29 protein-coding genes, 3 tRNA genes and 2 pseudogenes are annotated in these 26494 nt (G+C 70.7%); 20 read left to right on the top strand and 14 right to left on the bottom strand.

Annotated features, from left to right (window positions below):
- Positions 1-14: 14 nt before the first annotated feature.
- The 5 genes from JM949_RS01195 to JM949_RS01175 all read right to left on the bottom strand — a co-directional run bounded on the left by JM949_RS01195 (position 15) and on the right by JM949_RS01175 (position 6299).
- A complete protein-coding gene (locus JM949_RS01195; RefSeq protein WP_203146603.1) occupies positions 15-902 on the bottom strand; it encodes a carbohydrate ABC transporter permease in 888 nt (295 codons plus the stop codon).
- Between the two features lie 12 nt (positions 903-914).
- Positions 915-1871 carry a carbohydrate ABC transporter permease gene (locus JM949_RS01190; RefSeq protein ID WP_203146602.1) on the bottom strand — a complete coding sequence of 319 codons (957 nt, stop codon included), beginning with the start codon at positions 1869-1871 and terminating at the stop codon, positions 915-917.
- An 85-nt stretch (positions 1872-1956) separates the two neighbouring features.
- On the bottom strand, positions 1957-3336 hold the full coding sequence (locus JM949_RS01185; RefSeq protein ID WP_203146601.1) for an ABC transporter substrate-binding protein: 1380 nt from the start codon (positions 3334-3336) through the stop codon (positions 1957-1959).
- 368 nt (positions 3337-3704) lie between these two features.
- Complete coding sequence (locus tag JM949_RS01180; protein ID WP_203146600.1) at positions 3705-4709, bottom strand: LacI family DNA-binding transcriptional regulator; 1005 nt, start codon at positions 4707-4709, stop codon at positions 3705-3707.
- A gap of 117 nt (positions 4710-4826) precedes the next feature.
- The gene (locus tag JM949_RS01175; RefSeq protein ID WP_203146599.1) at positions 4827-6299 is read right to left on the bottom strand and encodes a dihydrolipoyl dehydrogenase family protein; all 1473 of its coding nucleotides are present in this window, start codon (positions 6297-6299) and stop codon (positions 4827-4829) included.
- A 91-nt stretch (positions 6300-6390) separates the two neighbouring features.
- On the opposite strand from JM949_RS01175, the gene JM949_RS01170 reads away from it, so the two are divergent.
- The gene (locus tag JM949_RS01170) at positions 6391-7467 is read left to right on the top strand and encodes a serine hydrolase domain-containing protein (protein WP_203146598.1); all 1077 of its coding nucleotides are present in this window, start codon (positions 6391-6393) and stop codon (positions 7465-7467) included.
- Between the two features lie 8 nt (positions 7468-7475).
- Here JM949_RS01170 and JM949_RS01165 read toward each other — a convergent pair whose 3' ends face one another.
- Together JM949_RS01165 and JM949_RS01160 are read right to left on the bottom strand one after the other, a co-directional pair.
- Positions 7476-8801, bottom strand: coding sequence for a cryptochrome/photolyase family protein (locus JM949_RS01165; protein ID WP_203146597.1), 1326 nt, complete (start codon positions 8799-8801; stop codon positions 7476-7478).
- Complete coding sequence (locus JM949_RS01160) at positions 8798-9724, bottom strand: phytoene/squalene synthase family protein (RefSeq protein ID WP_203146596.1); 927 nt, start codon at positions 9722-9724, stop codon at positions 8798-8800. Before JM949_RS01160 ends, JM949_RS01165 begins: the two co-directional genes overlap by 4 nt.
- A gap of 64 nt (positions 9725-9788) precedes the next feature.
- Here JM949_RS01160 and JM949_RS01155 point away from each other — a divergent pair.
- The 8 genes and pseudogenes from JM949_RS01155 to JM949_RS01120 all read left to right on the top strand — a co-directional run bounded on the left by JM949_RS01155 (position 9789) and on the right by JM949_RS01120 (position 15353).
- Positions 9789-10930 (top strand): annotated as a pseudogene (locus JM949_RS01155) (polyprenyl synthetase family protein).
- Between the two features lie 28 nt (positions 10931-10958).
- Positions 10959-12440 carry a phytoene desaturase family protein gene (gene crtI, locus JM949_RS01150; RefSeq protein WP_203146595.1) on the top strand — a complete coding sequence of 494 codons (1482 nt, stop codon included), beginning with the start codon at positions 10959-10961 and terminating at the stop codon, positions 12438-12440.
- Positions 12437-13057: an isopentenyl-diphosphate Delta-isomerase gene (idi, locus tag JM949_RS01145; RefSeq protein ID WP_203146594.1), complete on the top strand. Its 621-nt coding sequence runs from the start codon at positions 12437-12439 to the stop codon at positions 13055-13057. The genes crtI and idi overlap by 4 nt, the downstream gene beginning before the upstream one ends.
- Positions 13047-13990: pseudogene (locus JM949_RS38910) on the top strand (MerR family transcriptional regulator). The gene idi and the pseudogene JM949_RS38910 overlap by 11 nt, the downstream one beginning before the upstream one ends.
- A 75-nt stretch (positions 13991-14065) precedes the next feature.
- Positions 14066-14848 (top strand): polysaccharide deacetylase family protein, encoded by a 783-nt coding sequence (locus JM949_RS01135; RefSeq protein WP_203146593.1) that lies wholly within the window; start codon positions 14066-14068, stop codon positions 14846-14848.
- 154 nt (positions 14849-15002) lie between these two features.
- A tRNA-Glu gene (locus JM949_RS01130) sits at positions 15003-15075 on the top strand.
- A gap of 31 nt (positions 15076-15106) precedes the next feature.
- Positions 15107-15180 (top strand) — tRNA-Asp (locus tag JM949_RS01125).
- 99 nt (positions 15181-15279) lie between these two features.
- A tRNA-Phe gene (locus JM949_RS01120) sits at positions 15280-15353 on the top strand.
- Positions 15354-15452: 99 nt separating this feature from the next.
- Here JM949_RS01120 and JM949_RS01115 read toward each other — a convergent pair.
- The 3 genes from JM949_RS01115 to JM949_RS38905 form a co-directional block, all read right to left on the bottom strand.
- Positions 15453-15728 (bottom strand): hypothetical protein, encoded by a 276-nt coding sequence (locus JM949_RS01115; RefSeq protein WP_203146592.1) that lies wholly within the window; start codon positions 15726-15728, stop codon positions 15453-15455.
- 114 nt (positions 15729-15842) lie between these two features.
- A complete protein-coding gene (locus JM949_RS01110; RefSeq protein ID WP_203146591.1) occupies positions 15843-16829 on the bottom strand; it encodes a hypothetical protein in 987 nt (328 codons plus the stop codon).
- A 250-nt stretch (positions 16830-17079) separates the two neighbouring features.
- Positions 17080-17490 carry a GntR family transcriptional regulator gene (locus JM949_RS38905; protein ID WP_203146590.1) on the bottom strand — a complete coding sequence of 137 codons (411 nt, stop codon included), beginning with the start codon at positions 17488-17490 and terminating at the stop codon, positions 17080-17082.
- Positions 17491-17673: 183 nt separating this feature from the next.
- Between JM949_RS38905 and JM949_RS01100 the strand changes: the two genes are divergently transcribed.
- The 4 genes from JM949_RS01100 (at position 17674) to JM949_RS01085 (ending at position 19997) form a co-directional block, all read left to right on the top strand.
- On the top strand, positions 17674-18630 hold the full coding sequence (locus JM949_RS01100) for a helix-turn-helix domain-containing protein (protein WP_203146589.1): 957 nt from the start codon (positions 17674-17676) through the stop codon (positions 18628-18630).
- Positions 18631-18633: 3 nt separating this feature from the next.
- Positions 18634-18867, top strand: coding sequence for a DUF397 domain-containing protein (locus JM949_RS01095; protein WP_203146588.1), 234 nt, complete (start codon positions 18634-18636; stop codon positions 18865-18867).
- Positions 18868-19225: 358 nt separating this feature from the next.
- Positions 19226-19393 carry a hypothetical protein gene (locus JM949_RS01090; protein WP_203146587.1) on the top strand — a complete coding sequence of 56 codons (168 nt, stop codon included), beginning with the start codon at positions 19226-19228 and terminating at the stop codon, positions 19391-19393.
- A 295-nt stretch (positions 19394-19688) separates the two neighbouring features.
- Positions 19689-19997: a hypothetical protein gene (locus tag JM949_RS01085; protein ID WP_203146586.1), complete on the top strand. Its 309-nt coding sequence runs from the start codon at positions 19689-19691 to the stop codon at positions 19995-19997.
- 62 nt (positions 19998-20059) lie between these two features.
- Here the strand turns inward: JM949_RS01085 and JM949_RS36185 are convergent, their stop codons facing one another.
- Positions 20060-20356, bottom strand: coding sequence for a helix-turn-helix domain-containing protein (locus JM949_RS36185; protein ID WP_238432369.1), 297 nt, complete (start codon positions 20354-20356; stop codon positions 20060-20062).
- Between the two features lie 57 nt (positions 20357-20413).
- On the opposite strand from JM949_RS36185, the gene JM949_RS01075 reads away from it, so the two are divergent.
- From JM949_RS01075 to JM949_RS01045, 7 genes are all read left to right on the top strand, one after another.
- Positions 20414-21097: a hypothetical protein gene (locus tag JM949_RS01075; RefSeq protein ID WP_203146584.1), complete on the top strand. Its 684-nt coding sequence runs from the start codon at positions 20414-20416 to the stop codon at positions 21095-21097.
- A complete protein-coding gene (locus tag JM949_RS01070; RefSeq protein ID WP_203146583.1) occupies positions 21075-21758 on the top strand; it encodes a hypothetical protein in 684 nt (227 codons plus the stop codon). The genes JM949_RS01075 and JM949_RS01070 overlap by 23 nt, the downstream gene beginning before the upstream one ends.
- A gap of 2 nt (positions 21759-21760) precedes the next feature.
- Positions 21761-22126 (top strand): hypothetical protein, encoded by a 366-nt coding sequence (locus JM949_RS01065; RefSeq protein WP_203146582.1) that lies wholly within the window; start codon positions 21761-21763, stop codon positions 22124-22126.
- Positions 22127-22144: 18 nt separating this feature from the next.
- A complete protein-coding gene (locus JM949_RS01060) occupies positions 22145-23743 on the top strand; it encodes an FtsK/SpoIIIE domain-containing protein (protein ID WP_203146581.1) in 1599 nt (532 codons plus the stop codon).
- A gap of 53 nt (positions 23744-23796) precedes the next feature.
- On the top strand, positions 23797-24063 hold the full coding sequence (locus JM949_RS01055) for a hypothetical protein (protein WP_203146580.1): 267 nt from the start codon (positions 23797-23799) through the stop codon (positions 24061-24063).
- Positions 24064-24202: 139 nt separating this feature from the next.
- Positions 24203-24421, top strand: a complete 219-nt coding sequence (locus JM949_RS01050; RefSeq protein WP_203146579.1) for a hypothetical protein — start codon at positions 24203-24205, stop codon at positions 24419-24421.
- Between the two features lie 59 nt (positions 24422-24480).
- Positions 24481-24954 (top strand): hypothetical protein, encoded by a 474-nt coding sequence (locus JM949_RS01045; protein WP_203146578.1) that lies wholly within the window; start codon positions 24481-24483, stop codon positions 24952-24954.
- 100 nt (positions 24955-25054) lie between these two features.
- Here the strand turns inward: JM949_RS01045 and JM949_RS01040 are convergent, their stop codons facing one another.
- The 3 genes from JM949_RS01040 to JM949_RS01025 form a co-directional block, all read right to left on the bottom strand.
- The gene (locus JM949_RS01040) at positions 25055-25288 is read right to left on the bottom strand and encodes a holin (RefSeq protein WP_203146577.1); all 234 of its coding nucleotides are present in this window, start codon (positions 25286-25288) and stop codon (positions 25055-25057) included.
- A 20-nt stretch (positions 25289-25308) separates the two neighbouring features.
- The gene (locus tag JM949_RS01035) at positions 25309-25536 is read right to left on the bottom strand and encodes a hypothetical protein (protein ID WP_203146576.1); all 228 of its coding nucleotides are present in this window, start codon (positions 25534-25536) and stop codon (positions 25309-25311) included.
- Between the two features lie 660 nt (positions 25537-26196).
- Positions 26197-26493, bottom strand: a complete 297-nt coding sequence (locus JM949_RS01025) for a hypothetical protein (RefSeq protein WP_203146574.1) — start codon at positions 26491-26493, stop codon at positions 26197-26199.
- Position 26494: the final 1 nt, after the last annotated feature.

Raw genomic sequence — 26494 nt, 5'->3', positions numbered from 1 at the left:
CGTTGCGCTGGCGGCTACCCCTTGAGGCTGCCGGTGGTCAGCCCGGACATGATGTTCCGTTGGAAGATCAGGAAGATGATGACGGTCGGGATCGCGGCGATCACCGACGCGGCGATGACCACGTTCATGGGGGTGCCACCGGCGAAGGCGTAGATGCCGACGCTCACCGTCCGGGTCTCGGGCGAGGGCATGACCAGCTTCGGCCAGAGGAAGTCCTTCCAGACCGCCGTCACGGCGAAGATCGAGACCACGCCGAGGATGGGGCGCGACAGCGGCAGGATGATGGACCAGAGCGTGCGCAGCGCGGTTGCCCCGTCCATCAGGGCGGCCGCCATCAGCTCCTCGGGGATCGAGTCGAAGAACCGCTTCAGCAGGAAGATGTTGAACGCGTTGGCGACCAGCGGCAGCCAGATGGCGAACGGCGAGTCGAGCAGGTTGATGTGCAGGATCGGCAGGTCGATCACTGTCACGTACTGCGGGACGATGAGCACCATCGCCGGGATCATCAGCGTGGCGAGCATCAGGCTGAGGATCACGTTGCCGAAGATCGGCCGTAGCTTCGACATCGAGTACGCGGCGGCGGTGTCGAGGACGAGTTGGAACAGCACCGCGCCGGCCGCGTAGTAGAACGTGTTGAACAGCAGCTTCGCGAGGTCCAGGTTGTTCCACGCGTCGATGTAGTTCTGCGGTTGCGGGTCGTTCGGGAACAGCGTGGGCGGGGTCTGCGCGATCTCCTGACCGGACTTCAGGGCCCCGGTGACCATCCAGTAGAGCGGCCCGAGGAAGACGAGGGTGAAGCCCACGACGACGATGGTGAGCAGCGCCCAGTAGATGAACCTGCCGCGCCCACGGCGAAGCTGCGCGTGAGAGATGAGGGTCCGGGTGCCGGAGTCCTGTGCCATGTCTCGCCCGTCCTAGTCCTGTTTCGCGCTCAGCCGCAGGTAGGCGGCGGAGAAACCGGCCAACACCACGAGCATGATCACGCCGAGCGCCGCAGCGCCGTTGAGGTCGTTCTGGAAGAAGCCGTGCTGGTAGATGAGGTACGCCACGGAGGTCGCGGAGTCCTCCGCGCCGGCGCCGTTGGCGAGGATCAGCGGCTCGATGAAGAGCTGCATGGTGGCGACGATCTGGATCATCGCCAGGAGCGCGAGGATCAGCCTGGTCTGCGGGATCGTCACGTGCCGGATGCGCTTCCAGATCCCGGCGCCGTCGAGCTCGGCCGCCTCGTAGAGTTCGCCCGGAATGTTCTGCAACGAGGCCAGGTAGATCAGCACCGCCCCGCCCATGTTCATCCAGGTCGACGCCAGCACCATCGCCGGCATCGTCATCTCGGGCGACTGCATCCACTGCGAGGTGGGCAGGTGCAGCGCCTTCAGGATCGCGTTGAACAGACCCGCCTCGCTGGGGTCGTACGCGTAGAACTTGAACAGGTAGAGCGCCGAGGCCGGCGGCAGCATCACCGGCAGGTAGACCAGGATCCGCAGGTACCCCTTGGCGTGCCGGAACTCGTTCAGCAGGATCGCCACGAAGAACGGCACCGCGTATCCGAGGACCAGCGCGAGCAGGGTGAAGTAGATCGTGTTCTGCCAGGCCGGCCAGAAGCTCGGGTCGGCGAGGATGCGGGAGTAGTTGTCCCAACCCACCCAGGTGGTCTCGCCGCGCCGGGTGCGCTGGAAGCTCATCACGATGCCACGGACCATCGGGTACCAGGAGAAGACGACGAAGCAGAGCACCGCCCCGATCAGGAACGCGTGACCGGTCAGGTTGTCCCGTACTTTGCGCCCGAGGCTCGTACGCTGCGTCCTCGCGGCGTACGGCGACGGCGAGCGGCCCGGTTTCCTGGGGGTCTCCGGGACGAGGATGGTCGTCAAGGCAACTCCTGGTGGGTCGGCGACGTCGAGATGCGGTGCGGTTGGCGTGGGGGCCGGGTCGGCGTCCCGGCCCCCACACGATCGGTCAGCTCTCGGCGGCGAGGAGCTGGTTGACCTTCTCCTCGGCGGTCTTGAGCAACGCGTCGATGTTCGAGTTCGGGTTGGTCAGCACGCCGGACATCGCCGCGTCGAGCACCGCGTAGACGGCCTGGGCGTTGCGCGGCTCACCCTTGATCGGCACCGGGGTCGCCTCGAAGAGCGCGAAGTTCGCGGTGTCGAGGTTCGCGTTGGCCTTGCGCAGCTCCAGCTCCTGCTTCTGCGCGTCGCTGCCGTTGGCGAAGAGCAGCGGCTGGGGCAAACCCACCGGGTAGTTCTGCGGCTTGGCGCGGACGTAGTCGAACTGGCCCTTGCCCGGGGTCAGCTTCTGGTAGGCGATCCACTTGAGGCCGGCCTTGACCTGCTCTGGGGTGAGGTCCTTCTTGAAGAAGTAGCCCTCGCCGCCGCCGAGCGTGCCCTTCGCCGGACCGTCCTGGCCGGGCAGCGGGCTCATCGCCCAGTCCTGGAACTTGCCCTGGAACTGGCTGACGATCGCCTGGGTGGCGTCCGGCGCGCCGATGAACATGCCGACCTTGTTGGCGCCGGCGTTCGTCAGCAGGTCACCCCACTGGAGCAGCTGGCGGGAGCCCATGCTGTTGTCGCCGTACCGCATGTCCTTGAGGTTCTGCAGGACCTGCTTGCCCATGGCGTTGTTGAAGTCGGCCTTCTTGCCGTCGGCGGTGAGCACCTGGCCACCCTGCGAGTAGAGCAGCGAGGTGAAGTGCCAGCCGCCGGTGTTGCCGGCGCTGTACTCGGAGTAGCCGGCGATGCCGTTGCCGAGGGCGGAGATCTTCTTGGCGGCGGCCCGTACGTCGGCCCAGGTCTTGGGCGGGTTGTTCACGTCGAGCCCGGCCTGCTGGAACAGCACCTTGTTGTAGACCAGACCCATCGAGTAGTTCTTCACCGGGACGGCGTAGAGCTTGCCGTTGTCGGTGAAGACCTCCTTGAGCACCGGGTCCACGCTGTCCCAGGTGGAGATCGCGTCCTTGTTGGCGTACTGGGTGATGTCCATCGCCTGGCCGGAGTCGAGCACCTGCTGAAGGTCGGTCATGTAGCCGTAGAACACGTCGGTCACGGTGCCACCGGCGAGGCGGGCGGTGAAGTCCGGCGGGTTGTTGCACTGCTCGCCGACGCTCACGCTCTTGATGACGATGTCCGGGTTGAGCCGCTGGAACTCGGCGACGTCGTCGTTCCAGTTCTTCAGCAGCTCCTTCTGGGCACCGACCGGCTGGCAGTCGACCGTGATGGTGACCTTGCCGCCGGCGTTGGTGCCCTTGTCGTCGCTCTTCGTGGAGCAGGCCGTGAGGCTGAGCCCCAGGCCGGCCACGAGCGCGACCGCCGCAGCCTTTCGATATTGCGGTACGGACATCTGTCCATCCCTTCGGGAACGGGTGTCTCCAATGACCTTCGCTGATCTGCGGTGATGCGACCTGACGCCCAGTAGCTGCGTCGGAGCCAGGTGTGAGTGGAGTCACTGTAACTACGCCGACTCATTTCGGCAAGGTATCGACCTCATTCCGAAAGGACACGACGCGATGACGACAGATGTTGGCAACGGCGTGAAAGAAGCCGGATATGTTGAAGCTTGTCCACTTATGGCGCTTCATTTGGCACTGTCGATGCCGCCGGGCCGGACAACAACGAGAAGGCCGCCGACCGCGCGAGGCGGTCGACGGCCGAGGCGTCGTCTCAGGGGCGGTTGGCGGCGCTCGCCGCCGAAGGTCGGGCAGCGGCCGGTCAGCGCCCGGGGGCGGGAGCGGTGGACCCCCGCACCACCAGCTCGGGCTCGAACAGCAGCTCGTCCTGCAACACGCCGGCACCCTCGATCTGGGTGACGAGCAGATCCACGGCGGCCTGCCCCATCGTCTCGATGGGCTGCCGCACCGTCGTCAACGGCGGGTCGGTGCAGGTCATGAACGCCGAGTCGTCGAAGCCCACCACCGACACGTCGGTCGGCACCGAGCGACCGAGCCGCCGGGCCGCGCGGATCGTGCCCAACGCCAGCACGTCGCTGGCGCAGATGATCCCGGTGACGCCGCGTTCGAGAAGCTTCGTCGCGGCGACCCGCGCTCCCTCCATGGAGAAGCTGGAGCGCTCGACGCACTCGGCGTCGCCCGCACCCCAACCCGCGGCCCGGATCATCGCGTCCAGCTTGCGTCGGGACGGCACGTGCCCCTCCGGGCCGAGCACCATCCCGATCCGTTCGTGCCCGAGCGAACGCAGGTGCCCGTACGCCTGCTCCACCGCCACCGCGTCGTCGGTGGAGACGCGGGGGAAACCCAACTCGTCCACGCCCGCGTTGACAAGCACCACCGGAAGCCCCCGGTCGGTCAGCCGACGGTAGTGGTCGTGCCGGGCGTCGGCGAGCGCGTACGAACCGCCGGCGAAGATCACCCCGGAGACCTGGTGGTCGAGGAGCATCTCCACGTAGTCCATCTCGGACACCCCGCCGATGGTCCGGGCGCAGAGCGCCGGGGTGTAGCCGCGTTGGGCGAGGGTCCCGGTGACGACCTCGGCCAGCGCCGGGAAGATCGGGTTCTGCAACTCCGGCAGCACCAGCCCGACCAGCCGGGCGCGCTCGCCCCGCAGCTTGGTCGGCCGTTCGTAACCGAGCACGTCCAGCGCGGTCAGCACGGCGGTCCGGGTCGCCTCGGAGACTCCGTCACGGCCGTTGAGCACCCGGCTGACGGTGGCCTCGCTGACGCCCGCCTTCTTGGCGACTTCAGTCAACCGCTTGGTCACGGCCGCAATCGTACGTCACGTTGATGAAAGAAATGAACAGCCGAATGCCCTGCGTTTGCCGTCCAGTTGCGTAAAGGACCGACAGCCCGGCCGGCGGCGGGCGCGCGAGCCGGCCGGTCAGGACAGGTCGCGCAGGGCGTCGCCGATGGCCCGGTGGAAGGTCGGGTACGCGTAGATCATGTGCCGGAGCTGACTCAGCGGCACCGCCGCGTGCACCGCCACCACCAGCGCGGAGAGCACCTCGCCGCCGGCCGGGCCGACCGAGGTCGCGCCGATCAGCACGCCCTGGTCGGCGTCCGCGACGACCTTGATGAAGCCCTCGTCGCCGACCCGGTGGATCCAGCCCCGGGTCGAGCCGCTCAGCTTGGTGAAACCAACCTGCACGTTGATGCCGCGCTCGCGGGCCTGCTGCTCGGTGAGGCCGACCGCGCCGACCTCGGGATCGGTGAAGGTCACCCGGGGCAGCGCGCGGTAGTCGGCGCGCGGGACGGTGCCGGCCGACCCGCTCGACCCGCTGGCGGCCAGCGCGCTGGACGCGCCCATCGCTCCGCCGACCACACTGGCGGTACCGCTGGCGTCCGCCCCGGCCTTCGCCTGCCGGGCGCGGGCCAGGATGTCCGCGATCACGATCCCCGCCTGGTACATGGCGATGTGGGTGAAGGCGCCCTCACCGGTCAGGTCCCCGACCGCCCAGAGGTGCTCGGTGACGTGCAGACGATCGTCCACCGGCAGGTACCGCTGGCTGCCGTCCAGCCCGATCGTGTCCAGACCCAACTCGGCCAGGTGCGCCTTACGCCCGGTCACCACCAACAGCCGCTCGGCGGTGAACTCCGCGCCACCGCCGCGCACTGTGAACCGGCTGCCGTCGTGGTCGACGCGCTCGGCGCGTACCCCGGTGTGGATCTCCACGCCGTCGGCGCGCAGCGCGGCGGCGGCGACCTCGGAGGCCTCCGGTTCCTCGACGGCCAGTACCCGGTCCAGTGCCTCCAGCACGGTGACCTGGACCCCGAAACGGGCGAACACCTGCGCCAACTCCAGACCGATCGCGCCACCGCCGAGCACGAGCAGTGACTCCGGCAGCTCCTCGACCTCGATGGCCTGGTGGTTGGTCCAGTACGGGGTGTCCGCCAGGCCGTCGATCGGCGGCACCGACGGACGGGTTCCGGTGCCCAGCACCACCCCGTGCCGAGCCTCGAACACCTGGTCACCGACCCGAACCCGGCGCGGACCGTCGAGTCGACCGCTGCCCCGCACCAGCCGGCCGCCCTTACCGATGAACCGATCCGCCGCGACCGTGTCGTCCCAGGTGTCGGTGGCTTCCTCGCGGATCCGCTTCGCCACCGGCGCCCAGTCCGGCTGGACCTGCGCCGTCCCGGCGAGCCCGTCGACCCGGCGGGCCTCGGCGAGGGCGTTGGCCGCCCTGATCATCATCTTGCTCGGGATGCAACCCCAGTAGGGACACTCCCCACCGACCAGGTCCCGTTCGACACCGACGACGCTCAGGCCGGCCTCGGCAAGCCGTTCGGCCACCTCCTCGCCGCCGACCCCGAGCCCCACCACGACCACATCCACCAGCTCCGGCTCTGCCACTGCAACAGCATCCCCCAGTCGCCCGGCCCCGATAACCGGGGTCGGTGGAAAAGTCGCCGCGCTCACCGGCCCGGGCGCTTACCGTGGCCGAATGCACGCACGCTTCGCCCCGGTCCGGGACTGCTTCCACGACCTGTTCGCCGCCGGCCGGGAGACCGGTGCCAGCCTGACCATCTGGTACGACGGGCAGCCGGTCGTGGACCTGGTCGGCGGTTCCCGGACCGGCGACGGCCCTGGCGGCGCGGACTGGCTGCCGGACACGCTGGTGAACGTCTACTCGGTCGGCAAACCGGTGGCCGCGCTCTGCCTGTTGCTGCTCGTCGACCGGGGAGCTGTCGACCTCGACGCGCCCGTGGACCGGTACTGGCCGCAGTTCCGCACCCCGGCCACCGTGCGTCAGGTGTTGTCGCACACCGCCGGGCTGCCCGCCTTCCCGGTGCCCCGGCCGGCCACCGCGGTCGCCGACTGGGCGCTGCTCGCCGGTGACCTGGCCGGTGCGGAACCCGAGTGGTCACCGGGCTCGGTCGCCGCGGAGCACGCCTGGACGTACGGGCATCTGGTGGGTGAACTGGTCCGCCGGGTGGACGGACGGTCGGTGGGTCGCTTCCTGGCCGAGGAGATCAGCGCCGGATGGCAGCTCGACCTCGGTTTCGGGCTGGCCGAGGCGGCCCAGCAGCGCTGCGCGGACCTGCGGTACGGCGACCCGCGGTGGCCGGATCGCAAGCTCGGTGAACCGGGCTCACTGCGGGCGCGGGCGCTGGGCAACCCGGCCGGCGGGCTGGACCTGGCCGTCGTCAACAGCCCGCTGTGGCGCGGCGCCGAGATGCCCGCGGTCAACCTGCACGCCACCGCGTCGAGCCTGGCCCGGCTCTACGCGGGCCTGCTGGCCGGTGGTGTCCTGGACGGCGTCCGGCTGTTCAGCCCCGAACTGTTGGCGGAGGCGACAGCGGTCCAGTACGACGGACCGGACCTGCTGCTGGACCGCCCGGTCCAGTGGACGCTGGGCATGCAACGGGAGCCGGACGGCAGCTGGGGCATGGGCGGCATCGGCGGCAGCAGCGCCTGGGCGGACCCGGAGCGCGGCTACGCCTTCGCGTACACCACCGCCCGACTCGCCGAACACGACCGGGTCGACGAGCTGGTCGAGGCGCTGCACTCGGTGCTCTGACCCGCCCGTCAGCGCAGCCAGACCGGGTCGGCGCCGGGGACCGAGAGCGGCGGTGGATAGTCGAGCGCGGCCCCGAGCTGGTCGGGCAGTCGCCACGGTTGGTGTACGGCCTTGCCCCGCACCCCCGCCAGCTCCGGCACCCACCGGCGCACGTACTCGCCGTCCGGGTCGTACCGTTCGGCCTGCCGCACCGGGTTGAACCCCCGGTAGGGCTTCGTGTCGTTGCCGGTGCCGGCGACCCACTGCCAGTTGCCGGAGTTGTTCGCCACGTCCCCGTCCAGCAGCCAGCGGAAGAACACCGCCACCCCGGACCGCCAGTCCTGCCCGAGGTGCTTGGTCAGGTGACCGGCGGTGATCAGCCGGGCCCGGTTGTGCATCCAACCCTGCGCCCGCAGTTGCCGCATCCCGGCGTCCACGATCGGCACCCCGGTCCGCCCCGCCGCCCAGGCCGACAGCGCGTCGTCGTCGTAACGCCACCGCTCGGTGGCATCCCGCCGGTACGCCGCGGTCGAGATGTCCGGGAAGGCGGCGGTGACCTGGTAGTAGAAGTCCCGCCAGCAGAGCTGCCGAACGAACGGGCCGGACCGGTCGCCGGCGCGGTTGGCCACCGCCAGCGGCGACAGGCAGCCGAAGCGCAGGTACGGGCTGAGCCGGGAGGTGTCGTCGCCGGCCATGTCGTCGTGCTGATCGTCGTACCGGGGCAGGTCGGGCAGCCAGTCGGTGAGTCGCTGCCGGGCCGTCCGCTCGCCGCCGACGGCCGCGTCGGGCGAGTCGCCGGCCGGCAGCGTCGGCAGCCGACCCACCCGGACGCCGTCGGGCAGCGCGATCCGGTCCGGCGCGGCCAGCTCCTCGCGCCACCGGTGGGCCGCCCAGGCCCGGTGGTACGGGCTGAACACCCGGTAGTGGTCACCACCGCCACCGGGACGTAACGTGCCGGGCTCGACCACCGTCAGTCCGGGAAAGAGTCGCAGGTGCAGTCGGTGCCGCTCGCACTCGGCCCGCAGTCGCCGCTCCCGGCGGCGGGCGTAGTGGCTGACGTCGGCGGAGAGGGCGACACCTGTGGCGTCGACCTCGCCGGCCAACCGGATCGTCTCGGCCACCGGGTCGCCGTGCCGCACCACCAGGTCACCGCCGCGTTCGCGCAGTTCGGCGCGCAGCTCGGCGAGGGCCTGGTGCAGGAACCGGGTGCGGTTGGCCGACAGCTCGGCCAGGGCCGGGTCGAGCACGTACAGCGGCACCACCCGGTCGAAGGCGGCACAGCTGGTGGCCAGCGCCGGGTGGTCGTGCACCCGCAGGTCGCGGGTGAGCAGCACGACCGCTGTGCTCCCGGTCACCGATCCTCCGGGGGGTGGACCGTCGGCCCGGGGATGACGACCGGCGTACCGGTCGAGCTGAGCAGGGCGCGCGCGGCCACCGCCAGCCGTCGCCGCTGCGGCACCAGGGCCCGCCGGACGAAGACGTCGTAATCCTGCGCGGCCACCTCGTCGAGGATGCCGCCGTAGAGCGCGTACGCGGTGCGCATGCAGGCCTGCGAAGCGGGCGCCAGCATGGTGATCCCCGGTGCGGCGGCGGCGTAGTGCGCCTGGGCGCGGGTCACCTCGTACTCGATCAGCTCGCGGAGTCGGGGCGCACCGCGACCCCGGGCACGGGCCTCGAGAAGGTCCTCCCGGGTGACCCCGAACTTCGCCAGGTCCTCGTCCGGCAGGTAGGTGCGGCCCCGGTCGAGGTCCTCGGCGACGTCCCTTATGAAGTTGGTGAGCTGGAAGGCGAAGCCGAGTTGCCGGGCCGGCTCCCGGGCCGCCGCCGGGTCGGAGCTGCCCAGGATCGGCAGCATCATGGTGCCGATGACCGCCGCCGAGCCCTCCATGTAGTCGAGCAGGTGGTCGTAGGTCGGGTACGCGGTGACGGTCAGGTCCATCGCCATGCTCTTCAGAAACAACGCGAAGTCGTCTCTGTCGAGATCGAAGACGGCGATCGTGTGCAGCACGGCCGGCAACAGGGGGTCGTCGACGGGCGCGCCGTGCAGACCGGCCACGAACTTGCTGGCCCAGTCGTTCAGTCGGGCGGCCCGCTGGACCGGCGGCAGCTCCTCGGTGCGATCGACGATCTCGTCCGCGTAGCGGGTGAACCCGTAGAGGGCGTGTACATGCCGTCGTTTCCAAGCGGGGAGCAGCCGGGTAGCGAGATAGTAGGTGCGCCCATGGCGTTTGTGCAGCTCACGGCACCGGTCATAGGCAGCGGTGAGATCTGTTTCCACCGGCCCTCCTCATTTATCGACGCACCAATCGACGCAACTCGTAGCCTAGGGTACGCTCAGTCGCATGGCCAACGACGCAGTTGCGGGCAACGCGACCCGCGTGGCGCCGGCAGGGCCGGGTGACGGGGACGATCCGGTCCGCGCCGTTCTGGCCGCGTACACCCACGACCTGGTCACGGCGGTCGACGAGACCCTGACCACCTTCCTCAACGCCGAGGTCAACTCGCTCAACGAGATCGACGCGTCGATGGGCAGCTTCGCCGCCGCCGCGCGCGACGCCGTCCTCGCCGGCGGCAAGCGCATCCGGTCCACGTTCGCCTACTGGGGCTGGCGCGGGGCGGTCGGCGGCAGCGCCGCACTGCCGCCGGTGCTGCCCGCGCTGGCCGCGCTGGAGCTGCTGCACACCTTCGCCCTGGTGCACGACGACGTGATGGACGCGTCCACCACCCGCCGGGGCCGACCCACCGCACACGTCGCCCTCGCCGAACAGCACATCGCCGCGGGCCATCGCGGCGACCCCGGCCGCTTCGGCGAGGCCGTCGCCGTGCTCATCGGCGACCTCTTGATGGTCTGGGCCGATCAGCTGCTGGCCCACGCCACGGTGCCGTCGTCCCGGCTGTTCGAGGTGCGCCGCTGCTACGACCAGATGCGGGTGGAGACTGTCGCCGGGCAATATCTCGACGTGCTCGGCGCGAACGACCCGGCCAACTGGTCGGTCGACAGGGCGCTGCGGGTGGCTCGCTACAAGACCGCCAGCTACACCGTCCAGCGACCACTTCTCTTCGGCGCCTGCCTGGCCGGGGTGCCCGCCGACGATCCGCTGGTGTCCGCGTACACCCGCTACGGCCTCGCTGTCGGCGAAGCGTTCCAGCTCCGCGACGACCTGCTCGGCGTCTACGGCGACCCGGCCGCCACCGGCAAGCCGGCGGGTGACGACCTCCGCACCGGCAAGCCGACCACGCTGCTCATGCTGGCCCGTGAGCTGGCCACGCCGACCCAGCTCAGCGCGTTGGAGCGGCCACCGACGGACCGGTCGACCGGCTCGCCGGACTGGTCGCCGAGACCGGCGCGGTGGCCCGGGTGGAGCAGATGATCACCGAGCGGGTGAGCGACGCGCTCGACGCGCTCGACGCCGCACCAGTGGACCAGACGGCGCGGACCGCGCTGACCGGGTTGGCCACCGCCGCTGCCAACCGGCGGGCCTGATGAGCGACTTCTTCGAGGAGGTGGTCACGTGCGGACGGTGACCGGACGAACAGACCAGGTGGTGGTCGTCGGTGCCGGGCTGGGCGGGCTCGCCTGCGCGTTGCACCTGGCCGGCAGCGGCCGGCAGGTGACAGTGCTGGAGCGCGAGTCGGTGCCCGGCGGGCGGGCCGGACGACTCGGCGTGGACGGCTACGAGTTCGACACCGGCCCGACCGTGCTCACCATGCCCGACCTGATCGCCGAGGCGCTCGGCGCGGTCGGCGAGGAGCTGCACGACTGGCTCGACCTGACCCCGCTCGACCCCGCCTACCGGGCGTACTACCCGGACGGCTCGACCCTCGACGTGCTCACCGACACCACCCGGATGGCAGCGGAGATCTCCCGGGTCTGCGGGCCCCGGGAGGCCGATGGCTACCTGCGCTTCGTCGACTACGCCCGGGAGCTGTGGCGGCTGGAGCGGGCCGACTTCATCGAGCGCAACCTGGACGCGCCGACCGACCTGATCACCGGCAACCTGCTCAAACTGCTCACCGGTGGGGCCTTCCGCCGCCTCCAAACGAAGATCAACCAGTTCTTCCGGGACCCGCGTACCCAGCGGATCTTCTCGTTCCAGGCGATGTACGCCGGCCTCGCGCCGCACGACGCGCTGGCCATCTACGCGGTCATCGCGTACCTCGACTCGGTGGCCGGGGTCTACTTCCCGCGCGGCGGCATCCACGCGGTCTCCCGAGCGATGGCCGGCGCGGCCGAGAAGCACGGCGTGCGGTTCCGCTACGACACCACGGTGACCCGGGTGGAGACCGCGAACGGCCGGGCCACCGGCGTGCTCACCGCCGACGGCGACCTGGTGCCGGCGGACGTGGTGGTGCTCAACCCGGACCTGCCGGTGGCCTACCGGGACCTGCTCCCCGCCGTGCCACGACGCCGACTCACCTACTCGCCGTCCTGCGTCGTTCTGCATGTCGGCTCCCGACAGGCATATGCAAAGATCGCCCATCACAACATCCACTTCGGACGGGCGTGGAAGGGCACCTTCGATGAGGTCATCCGGCGGGGCGAGTTGATGACCGACCCGTCGCTGCTGGTGACCAACCCGAGCCGAACCGACCCGACGGTGGCGCCACCGGACCGGCACACCTACTACGTGCTCGCCCCGGTGCCCAACCTGCACCGGGCGCCGTTCGAGTGGCGCGGCGACCTGACCCAGCGCTACACCGACCAGCTGATCGGCACCCTGGAGGAGCGCGGCTACCTCGGCTTCGGTGCCGGCGTCGAGGTGCTGCGGGCCATCACCCCCGCCGAGTGGGAGGAGCAGGGGATGGCTGCCGGCACTCCGTTCGCCGCCGCCCACACCCTCTTCCAGACCGGCCCGTTCCGCCCGTCGAACCTGCATCGCGACCTGTCGAACGTGGTGTTCGTCGGTTCGGGAACCCAACCCGGCGTCGGCGTGCCGATGGTGCTGATCTCCGGCAAACTCGCCGCCAACCGGATCACCGGGGAAGGCCGATGAACAGCCGAGAGGAGCACCTCGTCGAACTGGTCGACGAAACCGGCAACGCGCACGGCGAGACGACCGTCGCCGCCGCGCACCAGCCTCCGGGTCAACTGCACCGGGCCTTCTCGGTGCTCCTGGTGGACCCGGACGGCCAGGTGCTGCTCCAGCGCCGAGCCGCCGTCAAGACCCGGTTCCCACTGCGCTGGGCCAACTCGTGCTGCGGCCATCCCCGGCCGGGTGAGTCGCTCGCCGAGGCCGCCAACCGACGGCTCCGCGAGGAGCTGGGCGCCGGCCCGGTGGAGCTGACCGAGGTCGGCGTCTACGCCTACTACGCCGAGGATCCGGCGACCGGTCGGGTCGAGTTCGAGTACGACCACGTGCTGCGGGGTGAGTTCCGGCCCTCCGCTCCGCTGTTGCCGGACCCGAACGAGGTGGCCGAGCTGCGCTGGGCCGACCCCGCCGCCCTGGAGGCCGAGTTGGACCTGGACCCACGGTCGTACGCGCCCTGGTTGGGCGGGGTGGTCAGCCGACTGCTGCGCCCCACCGGTTCCGCGGCGGCGGCAACCGGCCCGGCGACGACCCCGCCCGGATCGGCGGCGGATGACACGGCGGAGCGGTCGGGTGGTCGATGAGGCGCTGAGCGCGGGCGCTGTCGCACGCCGGCTGGGGGTCGCGGTGACGACCCTGCGCACCTGGCACCAGCGCTACGGGCTCGGGCCCAGCGAGCACATCCCCGGTCACCACCGCCGCTACACCCCGGCCGACCTGGCCCGTCTCGAAATCATGCGACGGCTCACCGCCGAGGGGGTGAGCCCCGCCGAGGCGGCCCGCTGGGCTCGCCAGGCACCCGACCCGATGCCCACCAGCACCGTCGCCCCCACCCGGATCCACCCACCCGGTCGCGACGTGGCGGCACCATCCCGGTCGGCCGCGCCGGCCCGGCGGCACGTGGATTGGCCCGGGCCGCCATGCGGCTGGACGCGGCGGCGATCAGCGAGACGATCGCGCACACGCTGGCCGCCGGCGGGGTCATCGCCACCTGGGAGGGCCTGCTGCGCCCAGTGCTCGCCGGCATCGGCGAACGCCACGCCGCCACCGCCGGGCTGATCGAGGTGGAGCACCTGATGTCCCGCTGCGTCTCGGAGGCCCTCACCGCGGCCAGTCGGGCCAAGGTCCCCACCGGGCCAGCCCGGATCCTGCTCTCCTGCGCCGACGAGGAACAGCACACGCTCCCGCTGGAGGCGTTGGCCGCGGCGCTCGCGGAGGCCGGGGTCAGCTACCGGATGCTCGGTGCCCGGGTGCCGGTGGCCGCCCTCGTCGAGGCGGTCAACCGGACCGGACCGGCCGCCGTGGTGCTCTGGTCGCACACCCGCGCGACCGCCGACCCGGCCCAGCTCAGCGCAGTGCTCGCCGCGCCCCGCCGCCCGCTGCTGGTGCTCGCCGCCGGTCCCGGTTGGCGTGCCGACACGCTGCCCGCCGGGGTGGTGCGCCCGGTCGACCTGGCCGAGGCGGTTTCGCTCGCCGTCGCCGTCCGTGACTCGCTGGACCAGTCGAGGCGTGACTGATCGCACTGTCGCCGGCCGGCGACGTGAACTACCGTCGTGCGGGTCCGCCTACCCCGACCCTCCGGGAGCGAGCAAATGCAAGCCCGCGCCGCCCTGGCGTCCGTCCTCGCCGTGGCGCTGATCTTGTCCGGCTGCGCTCGACCGCACCGCACCATCGCACCCGTCGGCGCTCCGCAGCCGGTGCGGTCGACCGCGCCACCCACCCCCTCGCCACACCCCGCCGCCACCAAGCCGGCCAAGCCGCCGCTGCGGCCGTTGCCGGCCAAGCTCCCCGCCGGCCTGGGGCGCAACACCGGCGTACGCCCGGTGGCCCTGACGTTCGACGACGGACCCAACCCGGCCTGGACACCCAAGGTGCTCGACCAGCTGAAGGCCGCCCGGGTGACCGCCACCTTCTGCGTCGTCGGCCGTGAGGCGCAGCGCCACCCGGAGCTGATCCGGCGGATCGTCCGGGAGGGACACCAGCTCTGCAACCACAGCTGGCGGCACGATCTCGATCTCGCCCGGCGACCGGCCGCGGAGATCCGATCCGACCTGGCCCGCACCAACAAGGCCATCCAGACAGCTGCTCCGGGCGCGAAGGTGCCGTTCTACCGGCAGCCGGGCGGTCGGTGGACGTCGGAGGTGCTCGGGGTGGCCAAGGAACTCGGCATGCGCCCGCTGCACTGGTCGGTCGACCCGCAGGACTGGGACAAGCCGAGCGCGGCGACGATCGGCAAGCGGATCCACGCCGCCACCCGCCCCGGGGGCATCGTGCTGCTGCACGACGGGGGTGGAAATCGGGCCGCGACACTCGCCGCCTGCCCTCGGGTGATCGCCGACCTGAAGCGGCGCTTCGGCATTACCCGACTCCGCTAGACCTGCTGTGAACTGCGGTTATGCCGCGATCGAAGCCCCAGCGGATACCGATTTTGTCGACCGACGGAGCATCACGTATGCTTTCGAAGCCTCCGGCGGGGCCGGATGGGAGCAAGTCCGCTTGAAGTTGCGAGTGTGCAATGATGGCGGGGCCGCCCTCATCGTCTAGCGGCCCAGGACGCCGCCCTTTCAAGGCGGTAGCACGGGTTCGAATCCCGTTGGGGGCACGACCGGCGCAAGCCGGAGCAACACAAGCTAGGTCCTGTGGAGCAGTTGGAGTGCTCGCCGCCCTGTCAAGGCGGAGGTCGCGGGTTCAAGTCCCGTCAGGACCGCAGCGCTGACGCCGCGCCCCGCGCGGCGTTCTGCGTATCGGAGCAGGTCACCCTGCCACCGGTTCGTCCGGTTGCCGGGTAGCATGAGCCGAGCAACACGGCCAGGTAGCTCAGTTGGTACGAGCGTCCGACTGAAAATCGGAAGGTCGGCGGTTCGACCCCGCCCCTGGCCACATAGCCTTTCGCCGGGCTATCCAGGGGAAACGCCCCACCGAGGTCAACTCCGGTGGGGCGTTTCTCTGCGTATGGGGACACCCTGGGGACAACCAGGCCTATCCCTGGGGTCGGTCGCCGGTCTTCGGCAGGGCTGCCGCGAGCCGGTCCACCGTCTCGCGTACGCCCTGGACGTACGCGGCGGAATCTCCGAGCAACAGCCGGATGCTCACCATCCCGAGCAGAGTGGCAGCGACCCCGCCGAGGACGAACAGGTCGCTGGTGACCGGGTGCCGACAGCCGATCGCGTGCACGGCCAGGGCCAGGATCAGCAGCAGCGCTGCAACCGCCGAGATCCAGCCGATGATCCGTTTGGTGCAGAGGTGGTGGTACATGGGGTCAGCTCCTCGTTGCCGATGTGCTGTGGGGAGGGTGGAGGTCGGGGACACCTCCAGCCGGTCGAGTGGCCGGCAACCGATACCCGCCGCCACGGCAGCGGGTGGGCGTCATCAGGCGGGGCGGGGATCCAGCCCAGTCGACCAGCCTGCCGGGATAGTCGACCGGGCACGCAGCGCCGTCAACCTGTCCAGGACGGGCCAGATCAGTGAGCCTGGAGCGTCACTGAGCACCTGGTCTGTGCTAGACGACCCCGGGTTGTGAGCTGCGGTCAGGATGGTGACGCCTGTGTCGGGCCCGGCGGGCGCAGTGGGGCAGGGCCGTGATGCGCGGTCTGCCGCTTCGTCCAGCGTCCGGGTGATCTCGGCTACCAGGTCGCGCAGCGTCTTGCGGATCTGCTTCGCGATCGGCGTCCTTTCGACGCAGTCGCCGATCGGCGTCGGCCGGACCGGCTCGGCCGGGCGGATTCCGTCGTCGAGGGTGCGGCCGATGATCGGGCCGATGATCGGGGCGGTGAGGTTCGGCACGTCGGTCGGCGCTGCCACCACCGAACGAGTCGACGCGGGCGCGGAGGTGGCGGCCGGCGGTTGCGTGTCCGCTGCTGTCGTCTGGTCGGCTGCGGGCTGCGTCGGGCTGATGACCGGCGGGGTGACGGCGATGGGCGCGGGCTGCTGGCTGGGCGTCGGAGCGGGCGCGGCCGGGCGCGGCTCGGGTGTCTCGGGGGCGGCCGGCGGTGTGACCACGGTGATCGGCGGGACCACGGGCAGATCGACCGGGACCTCGACGGGTGGCAGCTGGGTTACCGGCTCGTTCTTCGGCGGGTCGCTGCGAGGCTGGGCCGGTGCCGGCTTGTCGCTGTCGGTGTGCGGGGATTCGCCGGCGGGCTCCTCGGCGGGTGCCGGCTTGTCGCTCGGCGTGGGTAGTACCTCGTCGACGGCGTCGCGGACGCCACCGAGCACACCCCCCGGCTGCTCGGTGGTCGTCGTGGGTCGGTCGTCGGCGTGGGCGGTGTCGGGGTTGAGGGCGGCGAGTGCGCACCAGGCAGCTCCGGCGAGGCCACAGAGGAGTGCGGCGCGGATGATGGCTGGTGATGCGCGCAAGCTGCCTCCCCCCGGTGGCTGCGCCGGTCCCATGTGCGGGATCTCCGGCAGGCAGCCATCGTGACGTAAACGGGCAGCTCGCGCACTACTGGTGAGATCGATTCGGTTCGACGCGATGAGGTTTTGCGCCGTTATCGATGCCTTAGCGGGGCAGGCATAGCGTCATCTGCAAAATGCAGCGTGTCACCCAGGCAGGACAGATCACCCAGCCGGGAACGATTCGCTACCGACTCATTCGCAAGATCGACGATCACAGGAAGCTGAGTTCAACCCGGTCCGCCGCGTGCACACCCCGCACCCGGCCCCCGAGCGTGATCACCATGACCGGCACCACCGAGCCGGGGTCGATTCCCAGCTTCACCCGCTCGGCCTCGGTCGGCATCCGGGACCGCACCCTGGCGCCGCGCGGCACCGACACCACCTCGCGCGGCTGCTCGTCGACGACGCGCGTGCCGTGGCCAGAGCCGGTCACGACCAGACCCTCCGTCCGCAGCACCGCGAGAGTGCGGCGGATCGTCTCCCGGCCGACGTCGTACTCCTGCTCCAGGCGACGGATCGACGGCAGCAGCGCGCCCGGAGCGATGTCGCCGGAGGTGATCCGATCCCGCAGGATGTCGGCGAGCTGCCGATACGCGGGCCGATCACTGTGGGGATCGATCACCCTGCGCACGGTACGTAGACGCCAAGGGTGGGGTTCCCGGGGTCCGGGGGCCCCGGGGCCCCCTGTACGTGGCGGGGGGCCCGGTGACGCGTACCGGACCCCCCGCCGCCCGACCCGCGTCGAGGGGCAGCTTCCAGGGTATCGGGACGCACCGACGGCGGTCACTACGCCGGAGCCTGCGCGATGAGTACGCTCGATGCCGTGCCGACCGGCATCATTCGATTCGGCAAGGAGGCCCGGTTGACCCCCAACCCGCTGGCCAGAACGCGCAGGCTCGGTGCCGCACTGCTCCAGCTGCGCACCGAGCGCGGCTACAGCCACGCCGAACTCAGCCGCAAGAGCGGCGTCAGCGCATCCGTCATCAGCCGGACCGAGAACCCGCTTGGCGACCCAGGCCGGAAACCGGGCTTGCTCTCGGTACGGCGGCTGCTCGACGCCCTGGACGTTCGCCGACACAGCCGAGAGTGGACCGTCATCGAGGGCTACGCGGAGGACGCGGCCAGCAGCCGGTGGTGGGATGCCGCGGCGTACACGCGGATGGGCGACGGGCAGCGCACCTACGCACTCGTCGAGGCCGGCGCGAGCACGATCCGCGAGTACAGCGGCCTGCTGTTGCCCGGCCTCGTCCAGACCGCCGCGTACGCCCGGCACCGGGTCCTGGCACTGACCGGCGACGCGCCCGTTGCCGATCCGGAGCCGATCGTGCGGGGACGACTGGAGAGGCAACGCCAGAGCATCGGCGGCGGCCTGGCCCGCTACCAGCTGGTGCTTGAGGAACAGGCGATTCGCCGGCGGCCGGTACCAGCGGACGTGATGCTGGAGCAGCTGCGTCACCTCCTGGACCTGATGGTCGATCCCGACAGGGTGAGCGTGCGAGTGATACCGGTCGACGCGCAGCCCGGCGATGGTTACGCCCCGAGGGCGCCATACGCCCACGTGACCTACCCCGACACCCAGGATCCGCCGATCGTGGTGGTCGACAACGTGACCCGCGCCCTGCTGGTCACCGACTCGGTAGAGGTGTCGGGGTACGCGCAGCTGCATCAGCGGTTGCGTGAGGCCGCACTGTCTGACGCGGACAGTGCGGCGTACATCCGAGAGGCGGCGGCCGAGCTGGCCGCCACGACCCGAGAGGGATAACCGATGTCCGACCCGCAGCACAACACCGATCCGCGCTTCGTCACCTGGATGAAGTCGCCGGAGTCCGGAGGTAACGAGGGGTGCCTCTACGTCTCCGTCGCGAACGACGGCTCCGGTGACGTGGCCCTGTCCGAGAGGACGGACGCCGACGCCGACGCTCCGATCCAGGTAATCCCGAGAAGGTCATGGGACGCGTTCCTGGCGGGCGCGCGCAAGGGCGCGTTCGACCACATCTGACCTAGTTCAACGTGAGGGCCGGCACCGATTGGTGTCGGCCCTCTTCTATATCGCTGCCCGTGTCGGTCTTGTGACCTTGGGCGAACGATGCCAGTGTGGTGGATGCCAGAGCGAATGATTCTGGCGCGGAGGATGCGACGGCACGAACCCTCAGCACCCGAACCTCCGGCTGCGGTCGCATCCACCAGCTGGGCGCGGAGTGAGCGACGGTCCCCCCGTCCGCGAGCACCGGGCCCCGGGTAGCGGCGGCGGGCACCGACCCCCGTGCGGAGTCCGCCGCCGTGCCCACCCAGGAAGGGCAGGGGTGGCCGTGCCGAGGGGGCCGGCCACCTCGGTCCCTGGCAGAGGGGACGCACCGATGTGGAACCCGTTCCGCCGGCGCCGCCGGCAGCTCGACCAGACCAGCCCCACCACGGCCTCGGCGTGCGTGACGCCGCCGGGCTGGAACGCGCCGACACTCATCCCCACCACCGCCCCGCTACTCACCCCCGGGCAGAAGACCCGCACGTGTGGAGACATGCGGTGAGCCAGGACCTGGCCGAGACCGTCATCCGGTGGGAGGAACCGCCGCCGATTGCGCCCCGTCTACCTCGGGCCCAGACCGACGGAGCAGCGCGGGCGAGACGGATCGCCGCAGAACTACGGAGCAGACCCGGCGAGTGGGCGGTGATCGCCGAAGGTGCCCGGAGCCACGTGCTGCCCAGCCGGATCCGACAGGGATCGCTGGCGGTGTGGCGGCCTGCTGGCGCGTATCAGGCAGCAGTCCGGACCGTGGACGGCGTGATCGTTGTCTACGCCCGCTACATCGGAGCAGCACAGTGATGGCAGAGACTCCGACCACCATCCACGAAGCCCAGGCTGCTGACCGTGCCCGAGGGCTGCGGGCGGTCGCCGCACTGGACGGACGACTCAACGGGCAGCACATGCCACGCCGACCAGAGTGGGACTGCACGACCTGTGGGCAGGACTGGCCGTGCGCCCAGGCGCAGGTCCGCCTCTCCGAGACCTTCGGGCGGGACCGGGTCGGCTTGGCCATGTACCTCGGGGCGGTGTACGCCGCCGCCGTCAACGAACTACCTGTGACGACGACGGGCGCGACCTGGTTCCGGTTCGTCAGCTGGATTCGCTGACCCCCGAAACGTGAAGTGGCCCCACTCCCTTCGAGGGAACGGGGCCGCTTCACGTTTCGGGTTTACTGGGTGGCTGCTCGGCGTTGGATCAGACTCTCCACGGACTGGGCTTTCACCCGGCGGTGTCCACCGCGTTCGGTGCGGTACGACTCCAGGTCGCCGTCATCGATCATCCGGCGGACCGTCGACTCGCTCTCGCTGAATCCTGCTGCCCGGAGTCTGGCAATCACCTCGCCGATCGATAGCCACGTGCCGTCGCCTACCACCGGACCCCCTGTCAGACCTGCCGAGTTGACCAAGTCTGGCAGATCGCGCGGTCGGGGGGCGACAGCCGGGCCGGGTGCGTGAGCGAGCTTCATGACGTCCGAGTCTGTCAGAACTTCCAAATCTGTCAAACCTGTGCGATGCTGGCCCGCATGACGATCGACGACGTCCGCGAGGCGGCCACCACACTGGCCGGCCTCGCCCAACGACACGGACAGCCCGTGCTCTTCGGCGCGGGCGCGGTCGGCGCGCTACTCGCCCTGGTCCTGGTGTGGCGATTCCTGCAGACCGGCTACGTACACGAAAAGCTCGGCCGAGTCGCGGTCGCCCTCGCCACCCTGTTCGCGATGGAAGGCATGTTCGAGGTCGCCCACGGACCCCTTGGCCTGAACGTCCCCGGCAGCCTGATGTTCTGCGCCACCTTCGAGGTGGTCATGCTCCACCAGGGCAGCCTCGCCGCGCACAAGCTCGCCGCTCACGTTGGCGACGGACCGGCACCCGACATCAGCCGACACATGCGCTTCGTCTGGCTCGTCGCTGGCGCGTCCGGCCTGGTCGCGTCCACCGCGTCCGACTCAGTCACCGAGGTGGTACTTCGTCTGGCAACGCCGCCGCTGGCCGCCGGCATCTGGTACATGAGCCTCTACGCCGACAAGGAGCCGGCCAAGCGCCAGGAGTCCCGGTGGATCTGGACGCCACAGCGCATCGGGGTCCGACTCGGGCTGCTCAAGCCGGGCACGGTCGACGACCTCGCCGAAGTGTTCCGGCAGCGCACCGTGCGCAGCGTGGTCGACGCCGCTGTCGTGGTCTGGCATGCCGACCGGCCGCCAGAGTAACCAGCAGATCGACGACGCCACCGCCAAGCGGGCCGAGAAAGCCGCGCGCCGGCTCGACGACCTGGCGAAGACCGTGGACGAGGCGACGATGGCTGCCGCGCAGAAGCAGCTCCGGCTCACCCTCGGCATCCGGCAGCAACTGTTCGCCGGGATCGGCGGCGGCGAGGTCGACGAGTGGACGCGTCAGCAGCTCGACCGGACCAGCGCCGAAGCTCGCCGCGCTGCGCTGCGCTCGAAGATCACCCTCCAGCGCGGGCACGCCGCCCTGTCCCGGCCCCGGACTGAGCCGACGGTCGACCTCGGATTGATCCGGGTGCCGGCTCACCTCGCGGCGCGGATCGGCTCAGGTCGTGAGCCGGAGCCGACTCAATCCGGCGGTGCGCTGGACGCGCTCGTCGACGTAGTTGCTGAGCCGGTCGCTGGCTCACCGCCCGGCTCAGTCGCGGCTCACCGTTCGGCTCGCGGCAAGTCCGTCACCGAGCCGGTGCGTGAGTCGGCTCAGCGCGACGACAAGAAGCTGGCTCAGGCGTACGCCCGGCTCACCAAGAAGCTCGGCCACCCGCCGACCGGCGAACAGCTGGGCACCGCGGCGGGCGTGTCCAAGGCCACCGCGAACCGCTGGAAGCAGCACCACACACCGACCTCGAACAAGGAGAAGTGATCATGGCTGAACAGGCCAAGGGCCGTTCGTTCTTCGCTGGCGCCGACGCGCTCACCGACAACGTCGCCCTGTTGGAGTGGTGCGAGAACTCGCGCCGCATCCTCCACGCCGGGGCCCTGGAGTTGGGCATCTGCGCGTCCGAGCTCGACGCCCGACTCCGTGCCATCAAGGGCGGACCGATGGGTGGGCTGTCCGGGCGGGCCCGCGCCCGTCAGGTCGCCCGGCCGATCCAGCAGGCGTCCGAGTCGCTGGTGATCGCGTGCCAGTACGTGGTGACCGCGTCCAGCCGATTCCAGGCGGTCTACCTGCCCGAGCTGGAGGCCGCTGGGCACCGGCCGCGCCGCAACGATTTCCGCTTCAAGGCCTGACCCGAACAGGAGCACATGGTGAAGACCACCACCCGGATGCCGAAGAACGCCGGTTACGACGGCGTGGCCACCGTGCACACGGTGAAGGTTCCGTTGTGGCCGTACCTGGTCACCCCGGTCAGCGCCGTTGGTCTCTGGGCGGCGACGGCCGGCGCACACGCCTACTGGAGCGGCAACCCGGCCACGGCCGGCGCCGCAGCGGCCGGGCTCACCTTGGCCGGCACCGCGCTTTCCGCGCTGACGTGGCGAGCAGCTGCTGCCCGTGGAATCGTCCGCCAGGCGGTGGCCACCGTGACGTGCGTCGCCGGGGGCGCGTGGACCATCGGGGCGACGTTGTCCGCTCCGTGGTCTCGGCCGTGGCTGGACTTGTGGCTGATCGGTGCGCCGACCGCCTCGATCGCCATGGGCGTCATCCGGGTTCTGCGCTCCGGGCAATCCGGCGACGGCGAGCAAGGCGGTGGTCTGGCCGAGGCGGTGAAGAGCTTGCGCGGTGCCCGCCTCGGCCGCGCCACCATCGACGGCGCCCGGGCCACCGCCCCGGTGGTTCTCGACGCGGGCACCACCGCCGGAGATCTCGCGGGCGACCGGGGAGCGCTGGCGTCTGCGCTCGACGTGCCGGCGACGGCGGTCCGGGTCATCCCCAACCCGGATTCGGCGCGCCGGGCCAAGGTGTCCGTGGTGCCGGTCGATCAGCTGCGCGAGACCCGCTACTGGCCCGGACCGTCCGCGCCTGGTGCGTCGATCGCCGACGCGCCGGTCGAACTCGGTGTGGTCGAGGATGGTGAGCCGCTCAGCCTGTGGCTGCCCGGTGACCACAAGGCCGGTCGCAACTCGGCTCACCTGTCCGTGGTCGGCATGTCCGGCGCGGGCAAGACCGAGTTGGTGTTGAACCTGTGCGCCGACGTGCTCACCCGCAACGACGTCAAGCTGATCGTCACCGACACCCGCAAGGGCGACCAGCTGCCCGAGTGGCTGCGCCTCGGTGCGCACGAGACCTACCTCGACCCCGAGTCGGCGGAGGACTACATCGAGGACCTGCCCCGGCTCATCGCGCAGCGGGCTCGGCACCTCGGGCAGCGCGGGCTCAAGCAGTGGGTCAAGGGCTGCGGCCTGCCGTACCTCGTCGTGGTGAACTTCGAGGCCGCTCGGCTCGTGGTCGACAACGGCACCTTCGTCGACGTCAGCGAGTCGGCGCGGTCCGTGGGCATCTTCCTCTTGGTGGAGTTGCAGCGGGCGACGCATGACCGGTTCCCCACCTCGGCGCGAGCGAACATCTCCGCGAAGGTGTGCCTCGGCGTGGAGCGAAACACCGACGCGGAAGCTGCCCTGTCGGAGAGCACCCTCGACGCCGGCGCCGCCCCGTGGGAGTGGAAGAACAGCCGACCCGGCTACCTCTACGCCGAATTTCCGGGCGTCGACAAGGAGCGGTGGTCGATGCCGGCGCGGGCGTTCATCGCTCGCAGCGAAGACGACCGCGCAGCTGCCATCGCCCCGTACCGGCCAGTCACCGCACCAACCTCTCCCCCTCAGCCACCTCCGACCCAGCGCCAGGAAGGGCACCCCGTGACGCAGCCCGACGACCAGGACGAGCGCGAGCTGAACAAGCGCTCGACCTGAACGAGCCACCGGACGACGTCGATCCCGCGCAGCCGATCGCGGTCCCCGCCGATATGCCGCGGCTGGCGTTCGGGCAGCTGCGCAAGCCACCGATGGGCACGACCGAGGCGCGAGCGTGGACCCGTGACTATCTGCTCCGGTTGCACGCGGCCGGAACCACCGAGTTCAGCCCGGCCGAGCTGGGCGACGTCATCGAAGCGACCGGCCTGACCGCGAGCTGGGTGAGCAAGGAGCTGCGCCGCCTGTGCTCCGGCCCTGACGCGATCCTGCGCAACACCGAGCGCGGCATCTACAAGATCCGGATCACCGAGCCGGCGTGACTATCAGCGATCATCAGGCCGTACGGACCGTCCGGACACTTCCCCGTCCGGACGCCGTCCGTACGGCCTCCCACCTGGAGCGGGCGGGAATCGTGCGGACAGTCCGCACCGCCCGTCCGTTGATCACGGAAAGTGAATCATGAGAGGCCTGCTCATCGCGTTCAGCGCCGGAGTGCTCGTCGGCGTACTGGTGACCTGGGAGGCCGCCCGCCGGTGGGAGCGAGCTGCGTGGGCGTGGTCCTGGGCGTGGTCGTGGGTGGTTGAGGCTGCCTGGCTCGCCGGTCAAGCAGCCGGCTGGATCGCCATGGTGCTGCTGACGCTGACGGTAGCTGGCGCGGTGATCTGGGTCGCGCTGTGAGCGTCGGGATCCCGACGATCCGAGGCCTGCCGTTGACTCCCATCGGTACGGTGCCCGGCATGACCCGCGCCCACCGCCTACTGCTCCCCGCGGCGCTGCTCGCCGCCGCCCTGGCCGGTTGCTCCAGCGACACTGAGCCGGCGACCGCTGCGCCGACCACGTCCGCAACGCCCAGCCGCGCACCGCTGCCGCTTCTCGTACGTGGCACGTTCACCCTCGAACTTCCGAACTTCGTCTGGTCGGAGTCAACCCACACGTGCGCCGGCTCCGAGAGCCACGACGACATCCAGGTGGGCACGCAGGTGATCGTCACCGACCCCGCCGGAGTGAACATCGCGGTAGGCAACCTCGGCGAGGGGCAGCCGGTCACCGATCCAAACGACTCGACGCGGGCCACCTCGTGCCTGTTCCTCTTCGACATCGCCAACGTCCCCAGCGGCAAGGGGATCTACGGCATCGAGGTGTCGAACCGGGGCAAGGTCCAGTTCAAAGAGACGGACCTGCGCGACCGGGTCGCCCTCGGCCTCACCTGACAGTCCGAAAGGAACCGCCCCCAACCCGATTTGGTTGGGGGCGATTCGTTGCTTGGTCGGCACCACCCGGGACGTCACCGGGGGCACCGCGCCGAAAATCCTACTGGTTACCTCCGACAAGGCTCGGGGAGTCCTGCTCCCCGGACACCTTCGCACTGACCAACGAAGTCAGCACCGACAGCACTGCCGCACCAGAGGCGATGCCGCCGGCCGCCGCCCAGTCCGCCTGCCACGCGTTGAACACGACGTCAGCGCCCCAGTAGAGCAGCAGACCCTGCGCGGCGCTCTTCACCGCCCGCTCGGCGGCGGCCTTCCAGAACTTCGTGGTGAACATCGAGCCTCCTCAAACTCTCGTTAGAGCGGATCTTCGGGATCAGCCTTGCGAGCGCCCAGCGCGGCACCGTACGCAGCGAGCGCACCGGTCAACGCCGTGTCGAGGCTGACGTACATCAGGAACGGCACCGACTCCCGCCACCAGAGCATCCCGGCGGGGAAGAGCAGCACCCACTTCGCCGCGTTGGCAGCGTGGAACCACTGCCAGAACCTCGGGTTGGTGAGCCAACCAGCCAGGCTGTGAAGCACCGGCGAGCCGGCTGGCCGCAAGGTAGGTGGCGAGTGCATCGGCATGAGTCCTAGTCCGCGACGCAGGCGGCGATCTGCCGCGCGCCGGTCGTCGTCACCACCGTGACCGTCTCCGCCGTTGTCCCGTCCGGGCACTGCGCGCCCGCCGGCCCGGCCTCACCCTGCGGACCCTGCTCACCGCGCGGCCCGGCCGGGCCCTGCGGACCATCTGGTCCCTGCGGCCCCACCGCACCAGCCGGGCCGCCGGACCGGCCGGACCGGAATCTCCCGCTGGCCCGTCAGCGCCCGACTGACCGATCTCGCCGCGCGTACCAGCCGGCCCGGTCGGACCCGGTGCACCGTCGGACCCGTCCGCGCCGTCGAGGCCGGGAACGCCGGGCGGCCCGGGTGGACCGGCGGGCCCGGCCGGACCGGGATCGCCACGAAGCTCGGCCGGGTCGACCACGCACGTGCCGCCGAGCTGGCGCACCTGCTGGCACAGCTGCTCCGCCCCGGACACGGCGACGTCGGCGCGTTGCTGCTCGGCGGTGGCCTGACGGCCGAGGGAGGCCGCCCACCACGTGACGGCAGACGCGAGTAGCGCGGTGACCGCCACGGCCACGACCGCCCGGCGTCGACCCCGACGATGCATCCGCCGCCGCAGCTGCAGAGTCTCATCCGTCACGGCTGGCCACCGTTCTGCTGCGTCCGCTCGGCCGCGGCTGCCCGGTCCTCGGCCGTACGACGTGCGGCACGCTCGGCGTCGACCGCCTGCTGGAGCCCGTCGACCCGGGCCTCGGCGGTGGCCCGGCGCGCTTCGGCCGCATCGGCGCGGGCTTCCGCCCGGTCGACGGCGTCCTGGTACTCCCGGCGATCGACGCGGTTGGCGTTGAGCAGGTACACGACGACGGCAAGGAGAGTGCCGCCGACGGAGACCGCACCGAGGCCGCCGGCTGGGATGAGGGTCGCCAGGTCCACA

Source organism: Micromonospora tarensis (assembly GCF_016803395.1).
GTDB lineage: Bacteria > Actinomycetota > Actinomycetes > Mycobacteriales > Micromonosporaceae > Micromonospora > Micromonospora tarensis.
Note: the sequence above shows the minus strand (reverse complement) of the source record. Positions and strands in the feature narration are given on the sequence as shown.